We start from the raw sequence: 25,806 nt of genomic DNA on the forward strand, positions 1-25,806 counted from the left end.
TCATGAATGTTCGTGAATTTTAGCATTTTGTAGCCTTAAATAGCAATGTACATAGAAACTTCATTAAAAAAAGTGATATTCTCGATACATTTATTATTCAGATATCAGTTGAAATGATGTTGATTAATAAACTTTTAAGTAAAAAAAAGGCTTTCAAATGAAAGCCTTTTTTAGATACTATATGTTACTTATTTAGTTAACCAATTTTTAGCATTTACAAAAGCTTCGGCCCAAGGCGAAACTTCATCTTTTCTTCCGTTAGGATAATTAGCCCAGTTCCATTGAAAAATAGAACGTTCAATATGAGGCATCATTACTAAATGTCTACCATCTTTACTGCTCATCATTGCCGTGTTGTAATCAGAACCATTTGGATTTGCAGGATACCCTTCATACGCATATTTAGCAACAATATTATAAGCACTTTCTTCCATAGGTAAGTTAAATTTACCTTCACCATGAGAAATCCAAACGCCTAAAGTACTTCCAGCTAAGTTAGAAAGCATTACAGAATTATTTTCTTGAATGGTTACAGAAGTAAAATTACTTTCGTGTTTATGAGAATTATTATGTAACATTTTTCCGTGAACTTCGTGTTCAGGATTGATTTCTTCTAATTCCATAAATAACTGACAACCATTACAAATACCAACAGATAAGGTATCTTTTCTTTTGAAGAAGTTTTGTAAAGATGTATTGGCTTTTTCGTTGTATAAGAATGCACCTGCCCAACCTTTTGCTGAACCTAACACATCCGAATTACTAAATCCACCAACAGCACCTACAAACTGAATGTCTTCTAAGTTTTCACGCCCAGAAATTAAATCGGTCATATGTACATCTTTTACATCAAAACCAGCTAAGTACATGGCATTTGCCATTTCACGCTCAGAATTTGATCCTTTTTCACGAATAATAGCCGCTTTAGGTCTTGGTTTTGTAGCATCAATTTCAGGAAGTTTTCCTGTAAAATGTGTTGGGAATGTATATTTTAATGGTTGATTTTTGTAATTGTCAAAACGATCTTTCGCCAAACCATTTGCAGTTTGTTTGTCATCTAACAAATAAGAAGTTTCAAACCAAACATCACGTAATTCAGGGATGTTAAATTCTAAAACTTCGCCATTGTTGTTAATTTTTACAGTTTCACTTCTAACAGCATTTCCTAATTCAAAGAATTCAACGTTGTTATTTGCTAAAATTACAGGAACATCTTCTGAAATACTTTGGAAAATAATTCCGCTGTTTTCAGCAAATAAAACTTTTACAGCATCACTTTCACCTAAAGCAGAAATATCAATGTTTAAGCCTATCATTTCTTCAGAGAAACATAATTCTAATAAGGTAGTTAACATTCCTCCAGCAGAAATATCATGACCCGCTAAAATTTTATCGTCTTTAATTAATTGTTGAATGGTGTTAAAAGCATTTTTGAATTTAGCAGCATCCTTAATTGTAGGAGTTTCTGTTCCAATTTTGTTTTGCGTTTGTGCAAAAGAAGAACCGCCTAATTTATAAGCATCATTTGATAAGTTGATGTAATAAATTTTGTTCATTCCACTTTTTTGAAGCACAGGTTCTACAACCTTTGTAATATCGTTACAATGACCAGCAGCTGTAATAATTACAGTACCGGGAGATATAACATCTTCATTAGGATATTTTTGTTTCATTGATAAAGAATCTTTACCTGTTGGAACATTGATACCTAATTCAATAGAAAAATCTGAAACAGCTTGAACAGCTTTGTATAAACGCGCATCTTCACCTTCGTTTTTACAAGGCCACATCCAGTTTGCAGATAATGAAATTGAAGCTAAATTATCTTGTAAAGGTGCCCAAATAATGTTTGTTAATGATTCTGCAATGGCATTTTTACTACCAGCAGCAGGATCAATTAAAGCACTTATAGGAGCATGTCCCATAGCCGTAGCAATTCCTTCTTTACCATTATAATCTAAGGCCATTACACCAACATTATTTAATGGCAATTGTAAAGGTCCGGCATTTTGTTGTTTGGCAACCTTTCCACCAACACAACGGTCTACTTTATTTGTCAACCAATCTTTACAAGCAACAGCTTCTAACTGCAATACTTGTTTAATGTAGTTGTAAATTTTATCTTGAGTATAAGAAATTTCTTGGTAATTTCTTACAACTGTTTTATCAGTCATAATGGTTTTAGGAGAACTTCCAAACATATCATTCATTTCTAAATCCATTGGTTTTTCACCAGTAGTTTTAGATTCAAATGTAAAACGATGATCATTAGTTACTTCACCAACTTCATAATAAGGAGCACGCTCACGATCTGCAATTCTATGCAAATATTCAGCATCTTTTTCTCCAATAACCAATCCCATACGTTCTTGAGATTCGTTTCCTATAATTTCTTTTGCTGAAAGGGTAGGGTCACCTACAGGTAATTTATCTAGGTCAATTAATCCACCAGTATCTTCAACTAATTCTGACAAACAGTTTAAATGTCCACCTGCACCGTGATCGTGAATAGAAACAATGGTGTTTACATCACTTTCTACCATACCACGAATGGCGTTGGCAGCTCTTTTTTGCATTTCAGGATTTGAACGTTGTACCGCATTTAATTCAATACCACTTTCAAATTCTCCAGTATCTGCAGAAGAAACCGCAGCACCTCCCATACCAATTCTATAATTATCACCACCTAAAATCACAATTTTATCGTGTTCTTTTGGCGTGTCTTTTAATGCTTGTTCTTCTTTTCCGTAACCAATTCCACCAGCTTGCATAATCACTTTATCAAAGCCAAGTTTACGAGCATTTGTCATGCTGAGCTTGTCGAAGCATTCTTCGTGTTCAAAAGTTAATACTGAACCATTAATTAATGGTTGTCCAAATTTATTTCCAAAATCTGAAGCTCCGTTAGAAGCTTTGATTAAAATATCCATTGGAGTTTGGTATAGCCACTCACGTTCTTTCATACCGTTTTCCCAAGGTCTATTATGGTTGCTGAGCGAAGTCGAAGCATCTTTTAAACGAGAATAAGAAGTCATATAAACTGCAGTTCCAGCTAAAGGTAAAGAACCTTTTCCACCAGCCAAACGGTCTCTAATTTCTCCACCAGCACCAGTTGCAGCTCCGTTAAAAGGCTCAACAGTTGTTGGGAAGTTATGTGTTTCAGCTTTTATTGAAATAACCGATTTAAAATCTTTTTTCTCATAGAAATCAGGTTTATCGGCAGATTTTGGTGCAAATTGCTCTACAACAGGTCCTTTTACAAAAGCAACATTATCTTTATACGCTGAAACAATTCCGTTAGGGTGTGTTTCAGAAGTTTTACGGATGAGTTTAAATAAAGAGGAAGGCATTTCTTCTCCATCAATAATAAAAGTTCCGTTAAATATTTTATGGCGACAGTGTTCGGAGTTTACTTGTGAAAACCCAAACACTTCAGAATCAGTTAATTTTCTTCCAATTTTTTCACTAATTCCATTCAAATATTCAACTTCTTCATCGCTTAATGAAAGTCCTTCTTGTTGATTGTAAGCTGCAATATCTTCAATATCTAAAACAGCTTCAGGTTGAATGTGAATATCAAAAATTTCTTGATCTAATTCTTCAAACTTCTGAAAAATCATTGGGTCAAATGATTCTTTTTCGTTTGAAGCTGTAAATTCTTCAATTCTTATGATGTCATTAATCCCCATATTTTGGGTAATTTCAACCGCGTTTGTACTCCAAGGAGTAATCATAGCAGCACGTGGGCCAATAAAATAAGCTTTGATTGAAGAAGCAGCAACTTTTGTTTGATTTCCAAAAAGCCAATTTAATTTGTCAGTAGTTTCTTGCGAAATATCTTTTGACGTTTGCACAGCATAAATTTTGCTGTTTTGGTTTCCAAAGAAATGAATCATATATAGATTGTTTTTAGTGTATTGTTAGAAAGCGCAAATTTAACTAATTTATTAGAAACAATGCTGTTAGTTATTACTGAATTTAAACACTTATTAATGAGTTTTAAACAATTTTTTTCAAAGCTAAATTTCTTTGCTTTTTTTGTTAAATAGTTAACAAAGCATTACTTTATGTAAATATTTGAAAAATGTATTGGGTTAGTTTTAAACAATTGTATATATTTGTGCTGTTAAAATAAAAGAAATGAAATCAATTCAATTACATCATCATCATCATACTACTGGCAATCAAGCGAGCTAATGATGTATTGAATAAACTAAAATATATGTTAAACCCGTTTGATTAATTCAAGCGGGTTTTTTATTTAAAACTGTTTGAATTTTTCAAGCAAAAAAATAAAAAAAATGAATAAAATTAAAATTGCAGTACAAAAATCAGGGAGATTAAATGAAGATTCTCTAAAATTATTAAAAGATTGTGGAATTTCTATAGACAATGGAAAAGATCAATTAAAAGCTTCAGCAAGTAATTTTCCTTTAGAAGTATTGTATTTAAGAAACGGTGATATTCCACAATATTTAAGAGATGGTGTGGTTGATATTGCGATTATTGGAGAAAATGTATTGATTGAAAAAGGCACAGATATTAATATTGCAGAGCGTTTAGGTTTTTCAAAATGTAGAGTTTCTATTGCAATTCCTAAAGATGTGGAATACAAAAGTATTCAGGATTTAGATGGCGCTCGTATTGCAACATCGTATCCAAATACAGTGTTAAATTATTTCAAACAATTTAACGTGAAACCAGATATTCACTTAATTAACGGTTCGGTTGAAATTGCTCCAAATATTGGTTTGGCTGATGCAATTTGTGATATTGTTTCTAGTGGAAGTACCTTGTTTAAAAACAATTTAAAGGAGGTTGAAAAAATGTTGACTAGTGAAGCTGTATTAGCTGCTTCACCAAATATTTCTGAAGAAAATCAGAAAATTTTAGACAAATTACAATTCAGAATTCAATCTGTTTTAAAAGGAAGAAAATCTAAATATGTATTAATGAATGCGCCTAACGATAAGGTTGAAAGCATTATTAAATTATTACCAGGTATGCGAAGCCCAACGGTTTTACCTTTAGCAGAACCAGGTTGGAGCTCAATTCACACAGTAGTTGAAAAAAATTCGTTTTGGGAAGTTATTGACGAGTTAAAAGCAAACGGAGCAGAAGGTTTATTGGTAGTTCCAATTGAAAAAATGGTACTTTAAAAAAAGGTTTAAGAGTTTAAAAGTTGAATAGTTAAAGTTATACCATGAAAAAAATAATAAATCCTGCAAAAAGTGAATGGTCTCAAATTTTAGAACGACCAACGCAAACTGTTGAAGCAATTGAAGAAACGGTAACCTCAATTTTTGATGATATTAGAAGAAATGGAAATGACGGTGTAAAACGCTACACTTCTATTTTTGACGGTGTTGAGTTAGATGATATTTTTGTTTCAGAAGCTGAAGTTGTTGAAGCTGAACAATTGGTTTCAGAAGATTTAAAAGAAGCTATAAATACAGCAAAGGCTAATATTTATAAGTTTCACGCTGCACAAAAAACAGGTAAGATAGTAACAGAAACTACAGAAGGGGTTGAATGCTGGCAAGAAAAACGTCCGATTCAAAAAGTTGGATTGTACATTCCAGGAGGAACAGCACCTTTATTTTCATCGGTTTTAATGTTAGCGATTCCAGCACAAATTGCGGGTTGTAGAGAAATTATTTTAGCAACTCCACCAAATAAAAGAGGTAAAATTCATCCTGCAATAATTTATGCAGCACAACAATGTGGTGTTACCAAAATTATAAAAGTAGGAGGAATTCAGGCAATTGCAGGTTTAACCTTTGGAACAGAAACAATTCCGCAGGTGTATAAAATATTTGGACCTGGAAATCAATACGTAACTGTAGCTAAACAATTGGCAACTAAATACGGTGTTGCCATTGATATGCCAGCAGGACCAAGTGAATTGTTGGTAGTTGCTGATGCAACAGCAAACGCTAGTTTTGTCGCCTCTGATTTATTAAGTCAGGCAGAACACGGAACAGATAGTCAGGTGATTTTAGTATCAACTTCAAAAGAAAAATTAGCAGCAGTTGAAATTGAAATAGAAAAGCAAATAGAACTACTTTCAAGAAAAAAAATAGCCAAAAAAGCCATTGATAATTCAAAATTATTATTTGTTGAAACCAAAGAAATTGCATTGCAATTAATTAATGAATACGGTCCAGAGCATTTTATTGTTTGTACGGCTGATAATGATTTTTATGTAAACGGTGTAGAGAATGCAGGTTCGGTATTTATAGGTGATTACACTCCTGAAAGTGCTGGTGATTATGCTTCAGGAACCAATCATACCTTGCCAACAAATGGGTATTCAAAAGCCTATTCGGGTGTAAATTTAGATTCGTTTTTAAAATCCATTTCATTTCAAAAAATATCAGAAAAAGGAATTCAAAAAATTGGAGAAACCATTGAGATTTTAGCAGCTGCAGAAGGCTTAGATGCCCATAAAAATGCAGTTACTTTAAGGTTAAACAGTTTAAAATAAATTGCAAATAGTTATAAAAATGAAAATTGAACAATTAATTAGAAAAAACATTCAAGCTTTAAAACCGTATTCTTCTGCAAGAGATGAATACAAAGAGTTAGGGACTGATATGATTTTCTTAGATGCGAATGAGAATCCGCATGAAAATGGTGTAAACAGGTATCCAGATCCTCAACAAACAACCGTTAAAAGTGAATTAGCAAAAATTAAAGGTGTTAAAGAAACTCAAATTTTGTTAGGAAATGGGAGCGATGAGGTGTTAGACCTAGTGTTTAGAGCCTTTTGCGAACCAAAAGTAGATAATGTAATTACCTTGCCGCCAACTTATGGAATGTACAAAGTATTGGCAAATATTAACAATATTGAAGAAAAAGAAGTACTGTTAACCAACGATTTTGAGCCTAGTGTAAAGAAAATTTTGGAAGCTGCCGATAAAAACTCTAAAATCTTGTTTTTATGTTCGCCTAATAATCCTACAGGAAATACTTTTTCTAAAGAATCGGTAGAGGTTTTATTAAACATGTTCAACGGTTTGGTAGTAATTGATGAAGCTTATATTGATTTTTCAAAAGAGAAAAGTTGGTTGAAAAGATTGCATGAATTTCCGAATTTGGTAATTACTCAAACCTTGTCTAAAGCCTACGGAATGGCAGGTATTCGCTTGGGTATTTGTTATGCTTCCGAAGAAATTATTGCAGTTTTAAATAAAATTAAACCCCCTTATAACGTAAACGAACTAACTCAAAAAAGAGCCATAAAACGTTTACTAGATGTTAAAAAGGTGAAAAGTGAGATTCATAAAATTTTAAAAGAGCGTACTCGATTAATTGAAAAGTTAAAAGACATTTCATTTATAAAAGAAATTTACAATACCGATGCTAATTTTGTGTTGGTTAAAGTAGATGATGCAAACAAAAGGTATAGCCAATTAATTGATAAAGGAATTGTAATTAGAAATAGAACAACTCAACCATTATGTGAAAACACATTAAGGTTAACAGTTGGTACTAAAAGAGAAACAAAGATTTTAATACAAGCATTAAGCGAAATATAAAATGAGAAAAAAAGTTTTATTTATTGATCGAGATGGGACGATGATTAAAGAACCTGCCGATGAACAAATTGATGCATTTGATAAATTAGTATTTTATCCACAAGTATTTACATATTTAGGTAAAATTGCAAAAGAATTAGATTTTGAATTAGCCATGATAACCAATCAAGATGGTTTGGGAACCGATGTGTATCCTGAAGATACTTTTTGGCCAGTTCATAATTTTATAATGGATTCTTTTGAAAATGAAGGTGTTATGTTTTCGGATGTATTTATTGATAAAACTTTTCCTCACGAAAATGCAGATACACGTAAACCAAAAACAGGTTTGTTAACCAAATATTTTTCTGATGAATATGATTTGGAAAATTCATTTGTAATTGGCGATCGTTTAACCGATGTTGAATTGGCAAAAAATTTGGGTGCTAAAGCAATTTTCATCAATGATGACACAAATTTAGGAACCGATGAAATTTCTGTAAAAAGAAATGAATTAGACGAATTTATTGGTTTAGAAAGTAACGATTGGGAAAGAATTTACGAGTTTTTAAAGCTTGAAAATAGAACGGCTGAATTAACCAGAAATACCAACGAAACAAAGATTTATATCAAATTAAATTTAGACGGAACTGGTAAAAGCGACATTTCAACAGGAATTGCATTTTTTGATCATATGCTAGATCAAATTGCGCGACACGGAAATATGGATTTAACCATAAAAGTAAAGGGAGATTTAGAAGTTGATGAACATCATACGGTTGAAGATACGATGATTGCTTTAGGTGAAGTTTTTGCCAAAGCATTAGGTAATAAATTAGGGATTGAACGTTATGGTTTTTGCTTGCCAATGGATGATTGTTTAGCACAAGTAGCTATTGATTTTGGAGGAAGAAACTGGTTGGTTTGGGATGCTGATTTTAAGCGTGAAATGATTGGTGCTATGCCAACTGAAATGTTTTACCACTTGTTTAAATCTTTTACTGATGGAGCGCGTTGTAATTTAAATATCAAAGCTGAAGGTGTAAACGAACACCATAAAATTGAAGGCATATTTAAAGCCTTTGCAAAAGCTATGAAAGCTGCTGTAAAAAGAGATTCAGAAAAAATGATTTTGCCAAGTACAAAAGGACTTTTATAATGTAAGATATTAAATATTAGAAGTTAAAAGTTAAGCATACAATTAAACTTTTAACTTCTAATATCTAACTTTTAAAATCAAAAAATTGAAAATAGTTATAATTAATTACGGAGCAGGAAATATTCAGTCTATAAAATTCGCTATAAAGCGTTTAGGCTACGAAGCTGTGTTATCGCATGATGAAGAAGAAATAAGAAATGCCGATAAAGTTATTTTTCCGGGTGTAGGTGAAGCAAGTAGTGCTATGGAAATGCTAAAATCTACAGGCTTAGATAAAGTAATTCCAACCTTAACGCAACCTGTTTTAGGGATTTGTTTGGGAATGCAATTGATGTGTAAGTATTGTGAAGAAGGTGATACCAAGGGATTAAATATTTTTGATTGCGATGTGTTGCGTTTTGATGAAAGTGAAAAAGTACCACAAATTGGATGGAATCAAATTGAAAATTTAAAATCGGATCTGTTCAAAGGAATTAAAGAAAAAGAATATATGTATTTGGTGCATAGTTATTATGTTCCAATGAACAATGAAGCCATTGCAACCACCAATTACGGATTAAAATATGCTTCGGCATTGCAAGAAAAAAACTTTTATGGCGTGCAATTTCACCCAGAAAAAAGTAGCAAAGCTGGAGAACAAATAGTGCGAAATTTTTTAGAAATGTAAATAAATTAAGGCTGTAGTGTCATATCTATGAAAACAGGAATCTAAACAGTGTAATAAATGGATTCTTACCTACGCAGGAATTAAAGGTTTTAAGTTATAAATGAATCGTCACCCTGAACTTGATTCAGGGTCGCAATAAAGTAGGATTGTTGAATGAGATACTGAAACAAGTTCAGTATGACGGAATAAAAAAGAATAAAGTAAACAATGAGAATAATACCAGCAATAGATATCATCAACGGAAAATGTGTACGACTTTCAAAAGGAGATTATGCAACTGAAAAGGTGTATAATGAAAATCCGTTAGAAGTGGCTAAAATGTTTCAAGATCACGGAATTCAACATTTGCATTTGGTTGATTTAGACGGAGCAAAAGCAAGTCATATAGTGAATTATAAAGTATTAGAAACCATTGCTTCAAATACGAATTTATCAATTGATTTTGGTGGTGGATTGAAATCTGATGAGGATTTGAAAGTCGCGTTTGAAAGTGGAGCTAATCAAATTACAGGTGGAAGTATTGCTGTTAAAAATCCTGAAATATTTAAAAGTTGGCTTGAGAAATTTGGTGCAGATAAAATTATTTTAGGTGCCGATGCCAATAACGAAAAAGTGGCTATTAGCGGTTGGTTAGAAGAATCTGATAAAGAACTAATTCCTTTCATTCAAAGTTATTTAAAAGAAGGTGTGAGTTATGTAATTTGTACAGATATTTCAAAAGACGGCATGTTACAAGGACCTTCATTTGATTTGTATCAAAAAATATTAGATCAAACCAATGTTGTCACTTCGAGCGCAGTCGAGAAGATAAAACTAATAGCTTCAGGAGGAATTTCAACCTATGATGAATTGCCACGTTTAGCTGAAATGGGCTGTGAAGGAACCATTGTTGGTAAAGCCATTTACGAGCATAAAATTAGTATGAAACAGATTGAAAATTTTATTTTAAATAATTAGTAATTAGCTTTTAGCCGTTAGCCTTTAGCTAATTGCCAAGAGCCAAAAGCGAAAAGCTATTAAAATGTTAACAAAAAGAATAATACCTTGTTTAGATATTAAAAACGGAAGAACCGTAAAAGGTGTCAATTTTGTAGATTTACGAGATGCTGGTGATCCTGTTGAATTGGCGGAGATTTATGCAAATGAAGGTGCTGATGAATTGGTGTTTTTAGACATTACAGCTACAGAACAACGTAGAAAAACATTAGTTGAATTGGTAATGCATGTCGCTGAAAAAGTAAATATTCCATTTACTGTTGGTGGTGGAATTTCATCAGTAGAAGATGTTGAAGTTTTATTAAACTCGGGAGCAGATAAGGTTTCTATAAACTCTTCCGCAGTAAAAAATCCGCAATTAATCAATGATTTGGCGGCAAGATTTGGAAGTCAGTGTGTAGTAGTTGCAATAGATGCGAAACAAATTAATGGCGAGTGGATGGTGCATTTGGTTGGAGGAAAAGTCCCTACAGATATTAAATTATTTGACTGGGCAAAAGAAGTTGAAAAACGTGGTGCAGGTGAAATTTTATTCACATCAATGGATCACGATGGAACAAAAAACGGTTTTGCAAATAAAGCGTTAGCTTATTTAAGTGAATTGGTAAATATTCCAATTATTGCTTCTGGAGGTGCTGGAAATATGCAACATTTTGCTGATACTTTTATTGAGGGAAAAGCTGATGCAGCTTTAGCCGCTAGTGTTTTTCACTTTAAAGAAATAGAAATTGTAGATTTAAAAAACGAATTAAAAAATCAAGGTGTTGCTGTTAGGTTATAGTGTCATTTCTACCAAGGTAAGCATCTTTAGTCATGCATAAACAGATTTCTGCCTACGCGGAATGACAGAAAGTTGTTTTAAAGAAGTTCGAATAGCGATAGTTTAAAAAGATAATAACTGATAATTATGAATATAGATTTTAATAAGAATAACGATGGTTTAGTTCCTGCTATTATTCAAGATTTTGTAACCAGACAAGTTTTAATGTTGGGTTATATGAACAAAGAAGCGTACGAGAAAACAGTTGAAACTGGAAAAGCTACTTTTTTTAGTAGAACTAAAGATAGGTTATGGACTAAAGGCGAAGAAAGTGGTAATTTTTTAAACGTGGTTTCTATAAAAAATGATTGTGATAGTGATTCTTTGTTGATAAAAGTAAAGCCCGTTGGCCCAACTTGCCATAAAGGAACTGATACTTGTTGGGATGAAGTAAATGAACAATCTTTCGGTTTTCTTTCTGAATTAGAGAGTGTAATTACTAGTAGAAGAGTAAATGCCAATTCAGAAAAAAGTTATGTGGCATCTTTATTTGAAAAAGGAATCAATAAAATTGCTCAAAAAGTAGGAGAAGAAGCGGTTGAAATAGTTATTGAAGCTAAAGATGATAATGAAGAGTTATTCTTAAATGAAGGCGCAGATTTGTTGTTTCATTATTTAATTTTATTACAAGCTAAAGGATATACCTTAAAAGATATTGTTAAGATTTTAGAAGGAAGACATAAGTAATTACGAATTACGAATTACGAATTGCGAATTTTTAGAATTAACTTCTAATAGCGTATATTTAATATCTAAAATTTAATATTTTGAATATGATTTCAATATCTACATTAGACTTTTTGAAGCAGCTAAAACGGAATAACAACCGTGAATGGTTTGCTGAACATAAGGCTGAATTTCAAATAGAACAACAAAAAGTGAAAGACTTTTACAATGCTATTGAGGAGCAATTAAAAGCACACGATGACATTGATAAATTTAAGTTGTTTAGAATTTATAGAGACGTTCGTTTTTCAAAAGATAAAACACCGTATAAACCGCATTTTGCAGGTTCATTTTCTAGAGCAACAAATCGTTTACGCGGAGGCTATTATTTAAGAATTCGTCCGGGAGAAAGTTTTTTAGCTGGTGGATTTTGGGAGCCAAATAAAGAAGATTTATTGCGAATAAGAAAAGAATTTGAAATGGATACTTCAGAAATTCGTTCAATAATTGCAAATGAAAATTTTGTGGAGTGTTTTGGTGAATTGCAAGGTAACGCCTTAAAAACTGCACCAAGAGGTTTTGATAAAGAGCATCCTGATATGGATTTAATTAAAATGAAGCAATTTATTGTTGTTCAAAATTTTACAGATCAAGAAGTTACAGCTCCCAATTTTATAGACGAAGTAGGTAAAAGTTATCAAACGATGCGTCCGTATTTTGATTATATGAGTGAAATACTTACCACTGATTTAAATGGAGAATCTATTATAGGTTAAAAAAAACAGGTTGTCTTAAAAGTTTACTTTTTAGACAACCTGTTTTATATGAATCAGTTAGGGTAAGTTATTCTACAATTATTCTTTTTGTAGCAACAGCTTCATCACTTTTCACTTTTAATAAATATACTCCACTTGGAATATGATCAATCATCACTTTGTTATCTCTTGATGAAGGGGTTTTGATACTTTTTATAAGTTGCCCTGTGATAGCAAACAATTGAATAGTGTTTATTTCGTTATTAGATAAACGAATTGTTATTGAATTATTTTTTGAAGGATTAGGATACACATTAAATAAATCAGCAACAAATTTGTATACACTTAGTGTTGTTGCGTGTGAGCCAATTCCATCAATAACGTCTTTTCCTAAAATATCCCATTCACTCTCAGTATAGTCTGTCCTTGGCGCTATAACAGAAGATTTTCTTCTTAATGTTTGATCTTTAGCGAAATCAGAACTGTTATTAATTACGCCTACAATATCAATTAAAATTCCATTTTTAAATAAGCCAACTGGATCGTTTCCATTAAAGTCAATTGGAGCCCCATTTTTTGTAGTATTAGCTAAGTTTAGCAAGGCTGTAATAGCACCGCTATTCACAATACTATATACGTTACCATTAGATAATGAGCCACTTAAGGTTAGTTCATTTACCCAAGAACCAGCTCCATTAACTTGTTTTTTAATTGAATAGATACTTAAGTTAATGGTATTACCAGTATAGTTTGCGATTTCAATAGCTTTATTATTTCCTCCACCTTCAACATATTCAGAGATAAACAAATCATTTGCTCCAGATTGTTGCTTTAAAGTAGTAACTTGTAAAGTATTACTAACTAATGAAGTATTGTTATCAGCGTCCTTTGCATAAACAGTAAAGTTGTAGGTTGTTTCCGACGATAAAGAAATTGCAGTATATGAATTTGGAGCAATAGATGCTAAAAACACACCATCTTTAAAAACTTCGTAAGATGTAACTTCAACATTGTCAGTTGCAGCAGTCCAATTTAAATCTACAGACGAGCTAGAGATGTTTGAAGAAATTAAATCGGTAATTGTTGAAGGTTTTTCAGTATCAATAAAATTATCAGTTGTCACTTTTTTTGTATTACTAACAGTTGATGTATTTCCTGCAGCATCTTTTGCGTATACTGTAAAATTGTATGCAGTATTTTTAGTTAAACCTGTAACTGTTTTTGAATTTGTTGTAGAAGTGGTATATAAAGTGCCGTCAACAAAAATTTCATATTTAGAAATACCAATATTGTCGGTAGAAACAGTCCAAGTCAAATCTACGGTGGTGTTTGTAATGTTTGAAGCAACTAAATTTGTTGGAGTTGTAGGGGTTTCTGTATCAGGAACAGTATTCCAACGATCTTCTGCAACAGGTCCTCCCCAAATTTGAGTTGCTAGGTTTGGGTTATCAATAAAAGGATTTCTATTTCCCTGACCGTAAGTATTAGAAGTATTTTGTAAATAATCATTTCTATTGTCTTCATAATTAGAAACAGGATCTTCAGCATTCCATTCTAAAAGAAGATCAATCATGTTTGAATCTATTGAGTTTGTAGATCCAATAGTTACATTGTTAGGGTAACATCTGTCACCATAACGTAAGTACATATACATCATCATTCTTGCAACGTCTCCTTTCCATTCGTCTCCAGGATACCAACCGCTACTTATTTGCCCTGAGTTTCCAGAACCATCAATAAATTTTAAGCTACCTCTAGCGCCATTTCTAACTACATCACTAGCTCTTAGATGATGTACATCTGCACCAGGACCACTAGTTTCTAAATTAGGTATTCCAAGTGATTTTGGATAAGTGTGTTCTCTGTTCCATTCGCAGGAGTTGCCTCCACCAAAATAAGCTTTATCTCTTGTTCTATGGTCATCATCAGTATTGCTTAGACAAGTATTATTGCTGTAACCATACAATAAATAAACATTATCTGCTGAATCAGGAACTAAATCTACAATTTTAAGGGCTTCTCTAGCCTCATCGTAGCTTAAATTATAGGTGTGAGTAGTCGTGATTTTTGAAGCTAATTCGTTTTTTAAATCTAGACCTGTTTTTGTAAGTGTAACATCACTATAATATGTCTGTTGGCAAAATCCTATATTTGCAGTTAAACATATAATAAAGAGTAATAGTTTTTTCATAAAAAATGTATTTAAAAATTTAAAAACACGAATTTATAGAAAATTTTATAGGACTGTACAATATTTTGTGTTTTAGCTATTTAATAATTGAAAAAATGATTTTGAAATTCATAGGTAAAAATTTTAAATTTGTCCATTGGAAAAATTGTCGAATAAAAATAATATAAGATCTAATAAACTCTTATATATAGAAAATTTAACAAGGATAAACGTATTCATATGTGTTTAAAACAAATTAGCGGTCATTGTAAAATAGCATATTGTAAAGTATATACAGGCAAATAAAATAATGAATAAATTAAAATTAACTATTACATTGCTTTTGACAATAGGTTTTATTGGGAAAGCACAAACGACAAGATATTTTGAGTTTTCTACTAACTGTGGATCTGGAAACTGGCAAGACACTACATTTATTGCTGCGACTTCAAACCAAGTATTAATCGACACGGTTCTCGCTAATATAGCAAAACCTTTTAACCAAAGGAAATTTATTAATGGGAACATAGACTATGGAAACGGCGGATACAATCATAATGCAAGTCATTGGTTTTTATGGCATTTTATTCCTAATGAATGGGATCTTACGGAAATGGCAATTGAGGTTTGTGACGGTTGCCCATACACAGATGTTGACGCAGATACAGCTTATTGGGTTGGAATTATTGGTCAGTTTTGCCCTTGGAGTAGTCGACCAGTTAAAGAAGTAACAAATACATTAGGAATTGATACCCCAATTTTTGAAAATGAAATTTCACTTTATCCAAATCCAACCAAAGATAAGTTAAACTTGAAGTGGAATAGTTTAAATAATATTACTGTTACTATTTATAATTCAATAGGACAAGAATTATGGACTGTATACTTGTCTAAACAGCATAAAATAATAGACATATCAGAACTTGAAAACGGTATTTACTTTTTAAAAATTCGTGACAGAAATAAAATAGCAATCAAAAAAATAATTGTAGTTTAAAATAAGCAACGAATAGCCATCTCTAGTGCTGTTGGTTTTGGGAATAGAAGAATAATATCAAAATTAATGATTCATTTACTTTACTTTGTTATTTTTGCAGCATAATAATTAAAATTATCTGAATATTTTAAAATGCAGGTAAAAACAAAGCATCGCATTGTCTTAAGTACTTATTTCTTTTTATCGGGTCTCTGTTTTGCAACTTGGGCATCAAGAATTCCTACCATAAAAGATTTTTTTAATTTCAATGAAGCTGAACTTGGTACAGTATTACTTTCAATGCCAATTAGTTCGCTTATTGGATTGCCCATTTCAGGTTGGTTGGTATCAAAATTCGACAGTCGTTTTCCATTGATTGTGGCTATGTTTTTTTTAACAATAGCTCTTGCATCTATTGGGTTTGCAAACACCCCTTTTTTATTGGTAGCAGCACTTTGCTTATTCTCTTTTAGTTCGCGTATTTTATATATTGCTATGAATACCCAATCAATTTCAATTCAAAAGGAATTTGAAAAAAAAATAGTGGGTTCTTTTCACGGTCTTTGGAGTGCAGGAGGGTTGTTAGGAGTTGTATTTTCAACGATTATGGTGAAATATGAAATACCAATATATATTCATTTAGCTTTAGTAGCGATATTTATAGTGGTTATTTCGTTATTGGTTTTTCCATATATACTAACAAATGACAAATCAGCATTTGGAAATAAATTAATTTTTGGAAAACCAGATCCATTTGTTTTTTACTTAGGAATGTTAGTGTTTTTTGCAGCAATTTGTGAAGGCGGTATGTTTGATTGGAGTGGTGTTTATTTCAAAGAAGTTATAAACGAACCTATTTTTACCTATGGATATTTATTATTCATTGCATCAATGGCTTTGTCTAGGTTTTATTCAGATAAATTAATGGATATAATAGGGTTGGATAAAACGTATATTTTGAGTGCCTTATTAATTTCCGTAGGTATTTTATTAGCCATTACATTTCCCTATTTTTATCCTGCTTTAATAGGTTTTTGTTTGGTGGGTTTTGGAACTGCAGCTATTTTTCCAATGACATTTATGTTAGCTGGAACATCCAAAAAGTACTCACCTGGAATGGCAATCTCAATTATATCAACGTATGCAACTGTGGGTATGCTTATTGGACCTCCATTAGTAGGATATATGGCACATACATTTGGATTAAAAAATGCCTTTTATATTTTTGTTTTTGCAGGTTTACTATTTATCCCATTATCACAATTTTTCTTCCGATATCAGAAAAGAGACTCAACTCAGGAGTAAGTAGATGTTCCTATGTTGATTTAGTGAGATTTAAAAACAAATGAAATTTAATGATGTAACTTTTTTTGAGTTGAGGGGAATTTTGTGTTATCGAAATATGTTTTATAGGTTGTTCAATTTGAGTGAATTAGAAGAATATTATTGGTTTTGAAAATAAACGTTTAATTCAGATTTTATGAATATATTTGCACGAAATTTGAAATTACTATATATGAAGCGTATCAATGAATACAAAAAAATGTTTAAGGTTGAAGGTGAGATTAATCTGAAAGAATTAAAAAAAACTTACAGAGATTTGGTGAAGGAATGGCATCCAGATAAGTTTCAAGATGAAGAAAAAAAGGAAAAAGCAGGTATTGTAAGTACCAAAATTATTGATGGTTATCATTTTTTGGTTAGCATAGCTCCAGAAACAAAAGCGGCTAATTTAGAAGAATATGCAAGCATCACTTCAGCTTCAAATATTGAAGATTTCCAACATAAAAGTATGCTTTTAGAAATTACGTTTGCTTGTGGAACCACTTATGAATATTTTGGTGTTAACAAAAACCTCTTCACTAAATTTGTGAATAGTGGAAAGCGATCTAATTTTGCAAAAAGGAAATTATATAATTCTTTCCTTTATAGAAAATCTAAAAAAGCAGCATAAACCAAAAAATTTAACTTTAGAAGTTTATACATAAAAAAACCTTTCAATAATTTGAAAGGTTTTTTTGTACTGCTTAATGTTTATAGGTTAATAATTTAGTATTCAATCCAACCCATAATTGTATTTGCAACAAATCGAGGTTCTGGAGGTAAAGAATAAATGTCTTTTTCGTAATTTTTATTATAAGGTGAAATATTCATGATTTTACCATCAACTACTAATGTGCTACTTCCTCCTGGATCAAATCCCATAGCTTTGTGCATACCGTACTTTTGTAAAATATCAGCCATATCAAAATGAGTTGCACCCACTGATTCTCTAATTCTACCATTTACCATTAACACCATTAGTTTTCCTTCTTTGGTAATTCCAACGGCTATTTTTGGTCCTCGCATATCTGTGAAATCTAAACGAGCTGCTTGTGTTTTTATGGAGTTGGCTGTTTTCCAACCTTCTTCTTCCATATTTAACACTTGTTTTCCTTCATCTAATAATAGTGGCCCGGCTTCAATAGCATATAATATTTCACTCCAATTATAAGGATTTTCTGTTGGTTCTAATAACAGGATATCTATTGTTTTTCCTATTTTAAAGAGCTCTTCTGAAAAAATTTCTGAAGGAATTGACAATGTAATTCCAACAGGAATTATCGAAGTAGTTTCGTTAGCTTTAGTTTTAAGTATTTGTTTTACGGTATTTCCTGCAATTCTTACAATTACATTACCATTGGCTTGTATGGTTTCATTGCTATAGGATAAATCGTAAAAACAAGGAGCTGTGTCGCTATGTTTGTTATAATTACTTGCTTCAAAAACTAGCTTTTTTTGTTTTCCTTTCACTATAAAACCAGCTTTGGTATTCACTTTACGAATGTCAACGTTACCATTTTTATATATAATAAAGGCAGGTTTATTAAATAAAGGCGGACAAAATACTTTATTGTTCATAATTAATAAACCTAAAGGAGAACCAATATATGTTTCAGGCAATCCTAGTTTTCCAACCAATTCAGGGTTTAAAATATAACCACCATTCCAAGCTAATTCAATTTTGTCTGATTTTTTATTTTTCTTTTGATACTCTTTTATCAGCGCAGGAACATTTTTAGGTTCTTTATTGGCAATATGAGCAGCAAACTTCCAATTGTGTTTTTTAGTGTCAATTTCAGCCAATACACCGCTCCAAGGTAAACCATCATCATACACACCACCAGCAAATGATGATTTTACTTTTTCTATAGCATCGTTCTCTTTTAAACTTTCTTTAATTTCTTCTAAAAGTTTTGCAATTGGTGTTCCATTTTCAATGGCATCTTTAGAAATGAGTTGTAATAATTCTTTTTCTCCTAATGTATTTTTAAGCTCTTTAAATAGATCACTTTTTAAAACTAACTCAAAGTCTTTTGCTGTTTGAATTGGCGTAGGGTAGGCTAAAGTTGTGCGAACTCCTGCAGGAACATACTGAATAAAACCACAGTCTTTAGGTATTCCCATTATTTTGGCAGTCATTTCATACAACACTTTTCCAATGTGGAAATGATCAATTTCAATAATGTCAGTCATCATTGCGGCATATTCTCCATTGGTAATAATAAAGCCGTTTGATTCTTTTATTTTGCGTAAAATTTGAATTGCTTTTGCACCCATTTGAGGAAAATGAACCCCTTCAGACCATTGCTTGGTTTCAATAATTTGAACAATACCCGCTTTGTATAACAAGGTTAATTCTGGTTCTTTACCGCTTTCTAAATACTCTTTAATATTTGCACTTGAAAACCATTTGGTGATTCTTGGTTCATGAATAAAAATATACACTTTTTCTAATGATTTACCTTTTGTGTCAAGCACATCTTGTGTAAGTTCTTGTTGAATGGTTAATTCCAGTTGTGCACGAATAGGTTGTAAAACAAAATATTCTAATTCGTGTTTGATATAGCGTCCTGGGAAATATCCTTTTGGAACGTTGTTCTTTAAATTTTTAGTTAATATTTTTCGATCATCAATTCCAAGGAATTTACTGTTTGTAAGTTGAAATAAAGCCAATTCCCAATCTGCAAAAAACTGTGGAGCCAAAGTTAAATCGGCTAGGTTAGTAGGTTTAAAAACATCGTTATAAATCATATTTACCAAACCAGTAACTTCTTGGTAGGTGAAAGCTTGGTAGGCATACGATTTTTTATTTCGATGTCTGTAAGCCATTGCGTGATCGTGGCGAATGGTAAATTCACCATCTACATAGCTAAAAATATCATCAATGGCGTTATAATATTCGTGAATAAGCTCTAAATCGGTATTTACTAAATCTGGAATATCATTTTCCATCATTCTAGCATAACTCATTACTTTTCCTTTCACAAGTTGTTGTTCAACCCTGAAAAAGCTAGGATCGATGAGCGATTTTAGGTACAACATAAACGACAAACGGCCATAACCTGGTAAATAATGTCTTGTTTTTTTATTCAGAATGGCAAGTAAATCTTCATTTTCAAAATTTACAGATGCTTTGTATTGTTCCAATAAATGAATGACTTGTGGATTTACTTCTGAAGAAATTGCGTTTAGCTGATAATACATTCGTTTTAGAATATATTTCATACTTTTTTCAAGAGATTCTAGGCTGTATCGTTTATTTATAACATTTCTGTTATGGGTAACATCAACCATTCTGTTTTGTGGATAAAATACGTGATCACATATTTTTTCAGCCAATTGTTTTGGAACTTTAGAACCTTTAAATTCTAGTACTTTTAAACGCATGGATTCCTCTAAATGATAACCAATAACTTCGTCATAAACTTCTCTTGGTTCGTATTGTCTACAAAAAATAGGTGTACCACAAGCTGCAGCTTCAATAATTGGTAAACCTCTTCCTTCTGTTTGACTTGGTAATAAAATTAAGGAAGCAACATCGTATAATTGCTCAATATCTAATGGTTTTTTATATTTTTTCTTGAAGTCGTTTTTGTCGAACTCACTAAATAAAAAACCTAAAAGTACTCTTGATCTAAATTCTTTTGGAAGTTCCTTCAAAAACGTATTAAAATCTTTTTTTAAATCTTCATAATAATGCTGTTGTCCGTGTGGAATTGGACCTGAAACAATTAATGAAAGTTTTAACTGTGGATTGGTGATAAATTTTTCAGAGAAATTTTCATACGAAAATAAACGATGAATGAGTTTAAAGTTCAGCTCAATAGATTTTCGGCTAATAACTCTAGTTGGTTGTAAAAAAACAATGTTATTGTTGACAAAATCAAACTCTTTAATGGTTTTGTATCCTAATAATATAGGTTTTAAAGAGCGTTCACTATCCTCGTGATTTGCGGCTTTATGAACAGTAATTGTATCCTTTTTATTGGCGAAAATTGAAGAAACTTGCATAAACGCTTTGATAATATCGCGCTTACTCATTTGATGCATTTTGGTGTCAACAGCGGTTCCTAATAAAGCTACATTTGCCGGATTGTGTCCATTGATATCAATTAAGTGGTTTTGTTGAATTTTATTGATATTCACATTCATCCAAGAGCGACTTTCCCAAGGATACAGCATTTCAATAACAGAGAAAAATTCACCTACATGTGAGTTGTGAAAAAAGAAATCTCGTGGTCCTTTTTTCAATCCTTTCTTTTTAATGTCTACTTCTTTATTTCCACCTTCCCAGTAAAAGTCATGATTGTTATTAATTACAGGCAGCCCTAAATATTCTGAAAGTAAAACGGTTGCAAAGGCTAACGAAACATTGCCAGGATTTGAACAAACATTGATTAAATAGAGCAGCGAAATATCATTTTCTTCAATATAAGTACCTAATTTTTCTATCAATACTAAAACTTCTTTCCAAAACTTACCAATTAGGTTGTTATAAGCTTCACTACCACGTTCCATTTTAATATTAAAGAAATCGTTGTACAGTGGCCAAGCATCAAAAGCTTCCATTTCTGGAATTACTTTTTTGAAAGCGTCTTTAGGAATAAGTTCATCAGCTTCCTGTTTAATATCTCCAGCAACAAAGTGAATGGGGATATTCGGGTAAATATTTTTAAAGGTTTTAGCATACTTTTCCGTTTCTACAGTAATACCATCAATGGTAAAATAAAATGTAAGGAAAGCAATGCCTCCTTTTTCAAGGGCGGCATCATAGGATTGTGCAGAGCCTTTAAAGGCAGATTTTGAGTTTTGATCTTTAAATTTATCAATAAATAAACCGAGATCAAACCAAGTGTTAATTTTTTCGTTTTTTAATTCATTTAAAATGGTACTAATTTTCGCTGTCTTTTTTTTAATCATTCTTTATATTAAAATTTAAATAGATTAGTTAATTTTTCTTCAAGTACTTCAAACGAGAAATATTTTTTACCAAGATTAAAGTTGTATTCGCCAATTTCTATGCATCGTTTTGGGTTGTAAATAATATCAGACATTTGTTGTACACTTTCAGAAGTTAAATTACTGTCTTCAATCATTACGGTTTCAAATCCCTTATTACCAATATCTTGCATATAAACGGGTTTGTAATTATTTACAAAAATTGGTTTTTTGGCCAGTACAGTTTCTACAAAAGCATTTCCAAAACCTTCATAAGTACTAAAATAAGTTGCCGCTCTACCGTGCGCATAAACATCAGATAAATCTTTATGATCTAATACTTTATGTGCTGCAAAAATAATTTGATTTGAAAGGTTTAATTCGTGAATTTGGTCTATCAACTCATTGTAATATTCTTTATTTTCATCGTCGTTATTATTTCCTGTAATCACCAATTTCAGTTTTTTATCGTTGAGCTTGTCAATTAATGAAATAGCGGTTTCAATTCCTTTTCGCCTTACAATTCGGGTAACTTGTAATAACGCTATTTCATCTTCAGTTACACCAACATCTCTAAGGAAAAATTGATTTTCTGGAGTTGGAACACCATAAACTCTATCAAAATCCATCACATTAGGCACTAAAGTGGCATCAATATTAAATCGGTTTTTAAAGGTTTCTACACCAAAAGTATTGATTACTGCGTGCTTTACATTTGGAAGCAATAACGGAAAATTATCATCTACATATTTGTTGATTTCAGGATGTACTGAGACATATCGTTCACCACGTTCCCAATGAAAATCGTGATCGTGTGTTACAATTGGTATTCCCGTGTTTTTAATTAGTTTTTTAATGGCAATTCCCATTGATAGTTGGCAGGGTAGTGCCGATGCATTTTCAGAGAGAAGTACATCAATTTTTTTGTCTTTTACCCATTGACGCATATCTTTTTCAATGGTATCTGACCAATTTTCTACGTGATTTAATAAAAGATCTGGATCTTCATCTGGTTCAAAAAAAGCTTTACGTTGTTCCCATTCAGCTTCAGGAGAAAAAAATGACAATGCCGGATATAAATAGTCATGTTCATAATTTATATTCCAAGATTCAAATTCTCCAGACATTATAAAAACCTCATGACCCAATTTTTTTAATACTTCAATCCACTTTTCAGTTTCGAGTGCTACACCATCTACACCTCCAATTCTTCCAATGATAATACCTATTCGCATGTTCATAATATAAAAGTTAGTAGTTACTAAAGATACATTTTTATAAAAATTTTAAATGGTTTTAGCTGCTTATGTTGTATAAATTACCACTTCAAAAATTTAAGTTAGTTTTAAATAAGGGTTCTAAAAATAAGTGTGCTTATTTTGATAAATTGATAATTTAAAAAACTACGTTTTGTACAAAACGGTTTTTTTAAGGAACGAGATTTACCTTAAAAATGTAGTATATTGATAAGGGATTCCTCTTTTAAACTATAGTATATGGTTAAATGCTAATAAAGTAAGAATGATTTTATTACTTTGGTTTAACTAATTCTTTTTAATTATTTCCTTGGATTTAGGTTTTATATGGGTAATGTAAATTTAAAGAGACTTCCCTTTCCAACTTCACTTTTAACCCAAATTTTTCCGCCAATTTTTTCAATAAATTCTTTACATAGTACCAAACCTAAACCAGATCCTTTTTCATTTTCAGTTCCCCTAGAAGAACTATTTGTAGCGGTTTTAAATAGTTTTTTGCAATTTTCGTCATTTATTCCAACACCATTATCAGCAACAGAAATTTCAATATGTTTTTGTTTTTGTATAGCTGAAATGGTAATTATTCCATTTTTTTTAGTGAATTTAATGGCATTTGAAATTAAATTTCGTAAAACGGTTTTTAATAAATCAATATCAGTATGAATTTCAATTTCATTTGTTTTAATATAATTTAATGCAATATGTTTAAATTTAGCAGTTGTTTTAAAGTTGCTAACCATTTCATCAATTGCAGATGATAAATTAATTTTTTGAGGCGTGTACACAATTCGTCCTGATTGGGATTTTGCCCAGTTTAATAAGTTGTCTAGAAGATCTAATGTGTTTTTTGCAGACGAATTTATAATAGATAAATACTGCTTGTTTTTATCAGCATCATACTTTTTTTCATTTTTAACCAATAGTTCAGAAAATCCTAAAATGTTATTAAATGGACTTCGTAAATCATGTGCAATTATAGAGAATAGTTTGTCTTTTGAAGTATTTAATTCTTTTAATTCTTGATGTACTTTTTTACGATCTGTAATATCTCTAACGCTCGCAATCACTTCATTTTTATTTAAAAAAGAAAATTTGGCTTCAAAATATTTTAATTCATCCATTTGTATGGAGTATTCCATTTCAGAACTTCCGGTTTCTAAAGTTTCAGTTATTTTTTCTTGAATAGAGAGGGCGAGTTCTTTTTCAAATATTTCTGAAATAGATTTATGAATAAATTCTTTAGGATCCGATAATAATTTTAAATCTTTATTTTCTTGATAAAAATCAATAAAAACACCTTTTTTGTTGAAATGAAATATATAGTCGGGTATGGTTTTTAAAATAGCTTTCAGTTTTTCTTTACTTTCTTTTAGGGCATTTTCTATATTATGGTGCTCTGTAATATTTACGGCTAAACCAGATACTCCTATTATTTCACCTTCTAAAAAAATGGGATTCAGAGATACTTGGTAAAATTCCTTGTTATGACCTTCTTTATTCAAATAATCAAAAACAATTTGTTTTCCTGCAAGTGCTTTATCGTACTTCGATTTCCAAAAATCAAATAATCTAGGAGTAAGATAGCTTAAGGAGTTCAATCCTTTATAGATCTCATTATTAAATGTTTTTAAATAATTATCTTTATAAATAGTATTGTAAATGTTAAAGTTGTAATTTCTATCAATTGTCCATATTCCTTGTTCTCTGTTATTTATTAAAGAGTTTAAATATGATTCTCGTTCTTCAACTATTTCTTTAGATTTTTTCAAATCATTGTTCATTAATTCTTGTGTTATTTTTTGAGCTATAATAACTTCTTTTGAACGATTAATATTCTTCATGATTGTTTTTAATACTAAAACAATTGATACAGAAATTATAATGTATGAACTTATCATGTCAAACACGTGGTCTCCCTCGGTTAGATAAGAGAATTGTATTGCTTGAGGGCTTAAGTAGCTGAATACAGCTAAAAATGTGTAAATAATTATATTTAAACTTAACAATGGGATGTAGTTTTTATTATAAAATCCTAGGATATAAATATTAAGTCCTAAGAAAACTAACACACTTGAACCATTAATTCCTGCATTGTAAAACCACCCTAAAATTGAAAACGAATATAATATTAGAGTGAATATTAGTTTAGAAACTTTAAAGTAATTTTTGAAATTGCTAAGCCAAATTAATAAAATTCCAAGGGCTGAAGTAATTAAAAATAAGATTGAAATAAATAAAGGTTGATAAATAAAAAAGGACTGAGCAAAACCGCATAGTGAAAAGATGAATAGCAATATGCAAATTTCATTAAAAATCTGATAATCAAGTGGAAGTTTCTTGTTTCGCTCCCAAATTTTTTGGACAAATTGGTGCATGGTAATAAAATTTAAAAATCTATAGCAATTTAAGATAAACCTAGTTCCAAAGTTGTTTATATCAAATTTTTGATTTAAAATTAAGAATAACTTTCATATAAAACAACCTTTTTAAGATATTTAATACTTTTTAATCTTAAATAATGGAATTTCTAAAATATTGATTTTTAATAATATTTCAAAAA

The 25,806-nt window shown here is 31.1% G+C and carries 17 protein-coding genes; 12 read left to right on the forward strand and 5 right to left on the reverse strand.

What is annotated here, in order from left to right:
* Positions 1–188: 188 nt before the first annotated feature.
* On the reverse strand, positions 189–3,896 hold the full coding sequence (gene purL / locus CHB67_RS10860; protein ID WP_089381809.1) for a phosphoribosylformylglycinamidine synthase: 3,708 nt from the start codon (positions 3,894–3,896) through the stop codon (positions 189–191).
* 405 nt (positions 3,897–4,301) lie between these two features.
* On the opposite strand from purL, the gene hisG reads away from it, so the two are divergent.
* From hisG to CHB67_RS10905, 9 genes are all read left to right on the forward strand, one after another.
* Positions 4,302–5,159: an ATP phosphoribosyltransferase gene (hisG, locus tag CHB67_RS10865; protein ID WP_089381810.1), complete on the forward strand. Its 858-nt coding sequence runs from the start codon at positions 4,302–4,304 to the stop codon at positions 5,157–5,159.
* A 44-nt stretch (positions 5,160–5,203) separates the two neighbouring features.
* Positions 5,204–6,487: a histidinol dehydrogenase gene (gene hisD / locus CHB67_RS10870; RefSeq protein WP_089381811.1), complete on the forward strand. Its 1,284-nt coding sequence runs from the start codon at positions 5,204–5,206 to the stop codon at positions 6,485–6,487.
* A 19-nt stretch (positions 6,488–6,506) separates the two neighbouring features.
* Entirely contained in the window at positions 6,507–7,541 is a 1,035-nt protein-coding gene (gene hisC / locus CHB67_RS10875; RefSeq protein ID WP_089381812.1) for a histidinol-phosphate transaminase, read from the forward strand.
* A gap of 1 nt (position 7,542) precedes the next feature.
* Positions 7,543–8,679 carry a bifunctional histidinol-phosphatase/imidazoleglycerol-phosphate dehydratase HisB gene (hisB, locus tag CHB67_RS10880; RefSeq protein ID WP_089381813.1) on the forward strand — a complete coding sequence of 379 codons (1,137 nt, stop codon included), beginning with the start codon at positions 7,543–7,545 and terminating at the stop codon, positions 8,677–8,679.
* Positions 8,680–8,764: 85 nt separating this feature from the next.
* Positions 8,765–9,346 carry an imidazole glycerol phosphate synthase subunit HisH gene (gene hisH, locus CHB67_RS10885; protein WP_089381814.1) on the forward strand — a complete coding sequence of 194 codons (582 nt, stop codon included), beginning with the start codon at positions 8,765–8,767 and terminating at the stop codon, positions 9,344–9,346.
* 207 nt (positions 9,347–9,553) lie between these two features.
* Positions 9,554–10,303, forward strand: coding sequence for a 1-(5-phosphoribosyl)-5-[(5-phosphoribosylamino)methylideneamino]imidazole-4-carboxamide isomerase (gene hisA / locus CHB67_RS10890; RefSeq protein ID WP_089381815.1), 750 nt, complete (start codon positions 9,554–9,556; stop codon positions 10,301–10,303).
* A gap of 64 nt (positions 10,304–10,367) precedes the next feature.
* Complete coding sequence (gene hisF / locus CHB67_RS10895; protein WP_089381816.1) at positions 10,368–11,123, forward strand: imidazole glycerol phosphate synthase subunit HisF; 756 nt, start codon at positions 10,368–10,370, stop codon at positions 11,121–11,123.
* A 126-nt stretch (positions 11,124–11,249) separates the two neighbouring features.
* Positions 11,250–11,849, forward strand: coding sequence for a bifunctional phosphoribosyl-AMP cyclohydrolase/phosphoribosyl-ATP diphosphatase HisIE (hisIE, locus tag CHB67_RS10900; RefSeq protein ID WP_089381817.1), 600 nt, complete (start codon positions 11,250–11,252; stop codon positions 11,847–11,849).
* An 86-nt stretch (positions 11,850–11,935) separates the two neighbouring features.
* On the forward strand, positions 11,936–12,604 hold the full coding sequence (locus tag CHB67_RS10905; RefSeq protein WP_089381818.1) for a DUF2461 domain-containing protein: 669 nt from the start codon (positions 11,936–11,938) through the stop codon (positions 12,602–12,604).
* A gap of 67 nt (positions 12,605–12,671) precedes the next feature.
* Here CHB67_RS10905 and CHB67_RS10910 read toward each other — a convergent pair whose 3' ends face one another.
* On the reverse strand, positions 12,672–14,774 hold the full coding sequence (locus tag CHB67_RS10910) for an endonuclease (RefSeq protein ID WP_089381819.1): 2,103 nt from the start codon (positions 14,772–14,774) through the stop codon (positions 12,672–12,674).
* Between the two features lie 289 nt (positions 14,775–15,063).
* Here CHB67_RS10910 and CHB67_RS10915 point away from each other — a divergent pair, with 289 nt between their 5' ends.
* From CHB67_RS10915 to CHB67_RS10925, 3 genes are all read left to right on the forward strand, one after another.
* The gene (locus CHB67_RS10915) at positions 15,064–15,750 is read left to right on the forward strand and encodes a T9SS type A sorting domain-containing protein (protein WP_089381820.1); all 687 of its coding nucleotides are present in this window, start codon (positions 15,064–15,066) and stop codon (positions 15,748–15,750) included.
* Between the two features lie 132 nt (positions 15,751–15,882).
* Positions 15,883–17,034, forward strand: coding sequence for an MFS transporter (locus CHB67_RS10920; RefSeq protein ID WP_089381821.1), 1,152 nt, complete (start codon positions 15,883–15,885; stop codon positions 17,032–17,034).
* 211 nt (positions 17,035–17,245) lie between these two features.
* Positions 17,246–17,683 (forward strand): KTSC domain-containing protein, encoded by a 438-nt coding sequence (locus CHB67_RS10925; RefSeq protein ID WP_089381822.1) that lies wholly within the window; start codon positions 17,246–17,248, stop codon positions 17,681–17,683.
* 95 nt (positions 17,684–17,778) lie between these two features.
* Here CHB67_RS10925 and CHB67_RS10930 read toward each other — a convergent pair whose 3' ends face one another.
* From CHB67_RS10930 to CHB67_RS10940, 3 genes are all read right to left on the reverse strand, one after another.
* Positions 17,779–21,972, reverse strand: coding sequence for a phosphodiester glycosidase family protein (locus CHB67_RS10930; protein ID WP_089381823.1), 4,194 nt, complete (start codon positions 21,970–21,972; stop codon positions 17,779–17,781).
* An 8-nt stretch (positions 21,973–21,980) separates the two neighbouring features.
* The gene (locus CHB67_RS10935) at positions 21,981–23,231 is read right to left on the reverse strand and encodes a glycosyltransferase family 4 protein (RefSeq protein ID WP_089381824.1); all 1,251 of its coding nucleotides are present in this window, start codon (positions 23,229–23,231) and stop codon (positions 21,981–21,983) included.
* 338 nt (positions 23,232–23,569) lie between these two features.
* Positions 23,570–25,087: a sensor histidine kinase gene (locus CHB67_RS10940; protein WP_176461260.1), complete on the reverse strand. Its 1,518-nt coding sequence runs from the start codon at positions 25,085–25,087 to the stop codon at positions 23,570–23,572.
* Positions 25,088–25,806: the final 719 nt, after the last annotated feature.

Origin of the sequence: Lutibacter agarilyticus (assembly GCF_900188235.1) — a bacterium.
Classification (GTDB): domain Bacteria; phylum Bacteroidota; class Bacteroidia; order Flavobacteriales; family Flavobacteriaceae; genus Lutibacter; species Lutibacter agarilyticus.

What these genes read in the sequence shown, in the direction of transcription:
- purL (WP_089381809.1), bottom strand. Translation starts at nt 3,896, where the DNA reads ATGATTCATTTCTTTGGAAACCAAAACAGCAAAATTTATGCTGTGCAA.
- hisG (WP_089381810.1), top strand. Translation starts at nt 4,302, where the DNA reads ATGAATAAAATTAAAATTGCAGTACAAAAATCAGGGAGATTAAATGAA.
- hisD (WP_089381811.1), top strand. Translation starts at nt 5,204, where the DNA reads ATGAAAAAAATAATAAATCCTGCAAAAAGTGAATGGTCTCAAATTTTA.
- hisC (WP_089381812.1), top strand. Translation starts at nt 6,507, where the DNA reads ATGAAAATTGAACAATTAATTAGAAAAAACATTCAAGCTTTAAAACCG.
- hisB (WP_089381813.1), top strand. Translation starts at nt 7,543, where the DNA reads ATGAGAAAAAAAGTTTTATTTATTGATCGAGATGGGACGATGATTAAA.
- hisA (WP_089381815.1), top strand. Translation starts at nt 9,554, where the DNA reads ATGAGAATAATACCAGCAATAGATATCATCAACGGAAAATGTGTACGA.
- hisF (WP_089381816.1), top strand. Translation starts at nt 10,368, where the DNA reads ATGTTAACAAAAAGAATAATACCTTGTTTAGATATTAAAAACGGAAGA.
- hisIE (WP_089381817.1), top strand. Translation starts at nt 11,250, where the DNA reads ATGAATATAGATTTTAATAAGAATAACGATGGTTTAGTTCCTGCTATT.
- CHB67_RS10905 (WP_089381818.1), top strand. Translation starts at nt 11,936, where the DNA reads ATGATTTCAATATCTACATTAGACTTTTTGAAGCAGCTAAAACGGAAT.
- CHB67_RS10910 (WP_089381819.1), bottom strand. Translation starts at nt 14,774, where the DNA reads ATGAAAAAACTATTACTCTTTATTATATGTTTAACTGCAAATATAGGA.
- CHB67_RS10915 (WP_089381820.1), top strand. Translation starts at nt 15,064, where the DNA reads ATGAATAAATTAAAATTAACTATTACATTGCTTTTGACAATAGGTTTT.
- CHB67_RS10920 (WP_089381821.1), top strand. Translation starts at nt 15,883, where the DNA reads ATGCAGGTAAAAACAAAGCATCGCATTGTCTTAAGTACTTATTTCTTT.
- CHB67_RS10925 (WP_089381822.1), top strand. Translation starts at nt 17,246, where the DNA reads ATGAAGCGTATCAATGAATACAAAAAAATGTTTAAGGTTGAAGGTGAG.
- CHB67_RS10930 (WP_089381823.1), bottom strand. Translation starts at nt 21,972, where the DNA reads ATGATTAAAAAAAAGACAGCGAAAATTAGTACCATTTTAAATGAATTA.
- CHB67_RS10935 (WP_089381824.1), bottom strand. Translation starts at nt 23,231, where the DNA reads ATGAACATGCGAATAGGTATTATCATTGGAAGAATTGGAGGTGTAGAT.
- CHB67_RS10940 (WP_176461260.1), bottom strand. Translation starts at nt 25,087, where the DNA reads ATGAAGAATATTAATCGTTCAAAAGAAGTTATTATAGCTCAAAAAATA.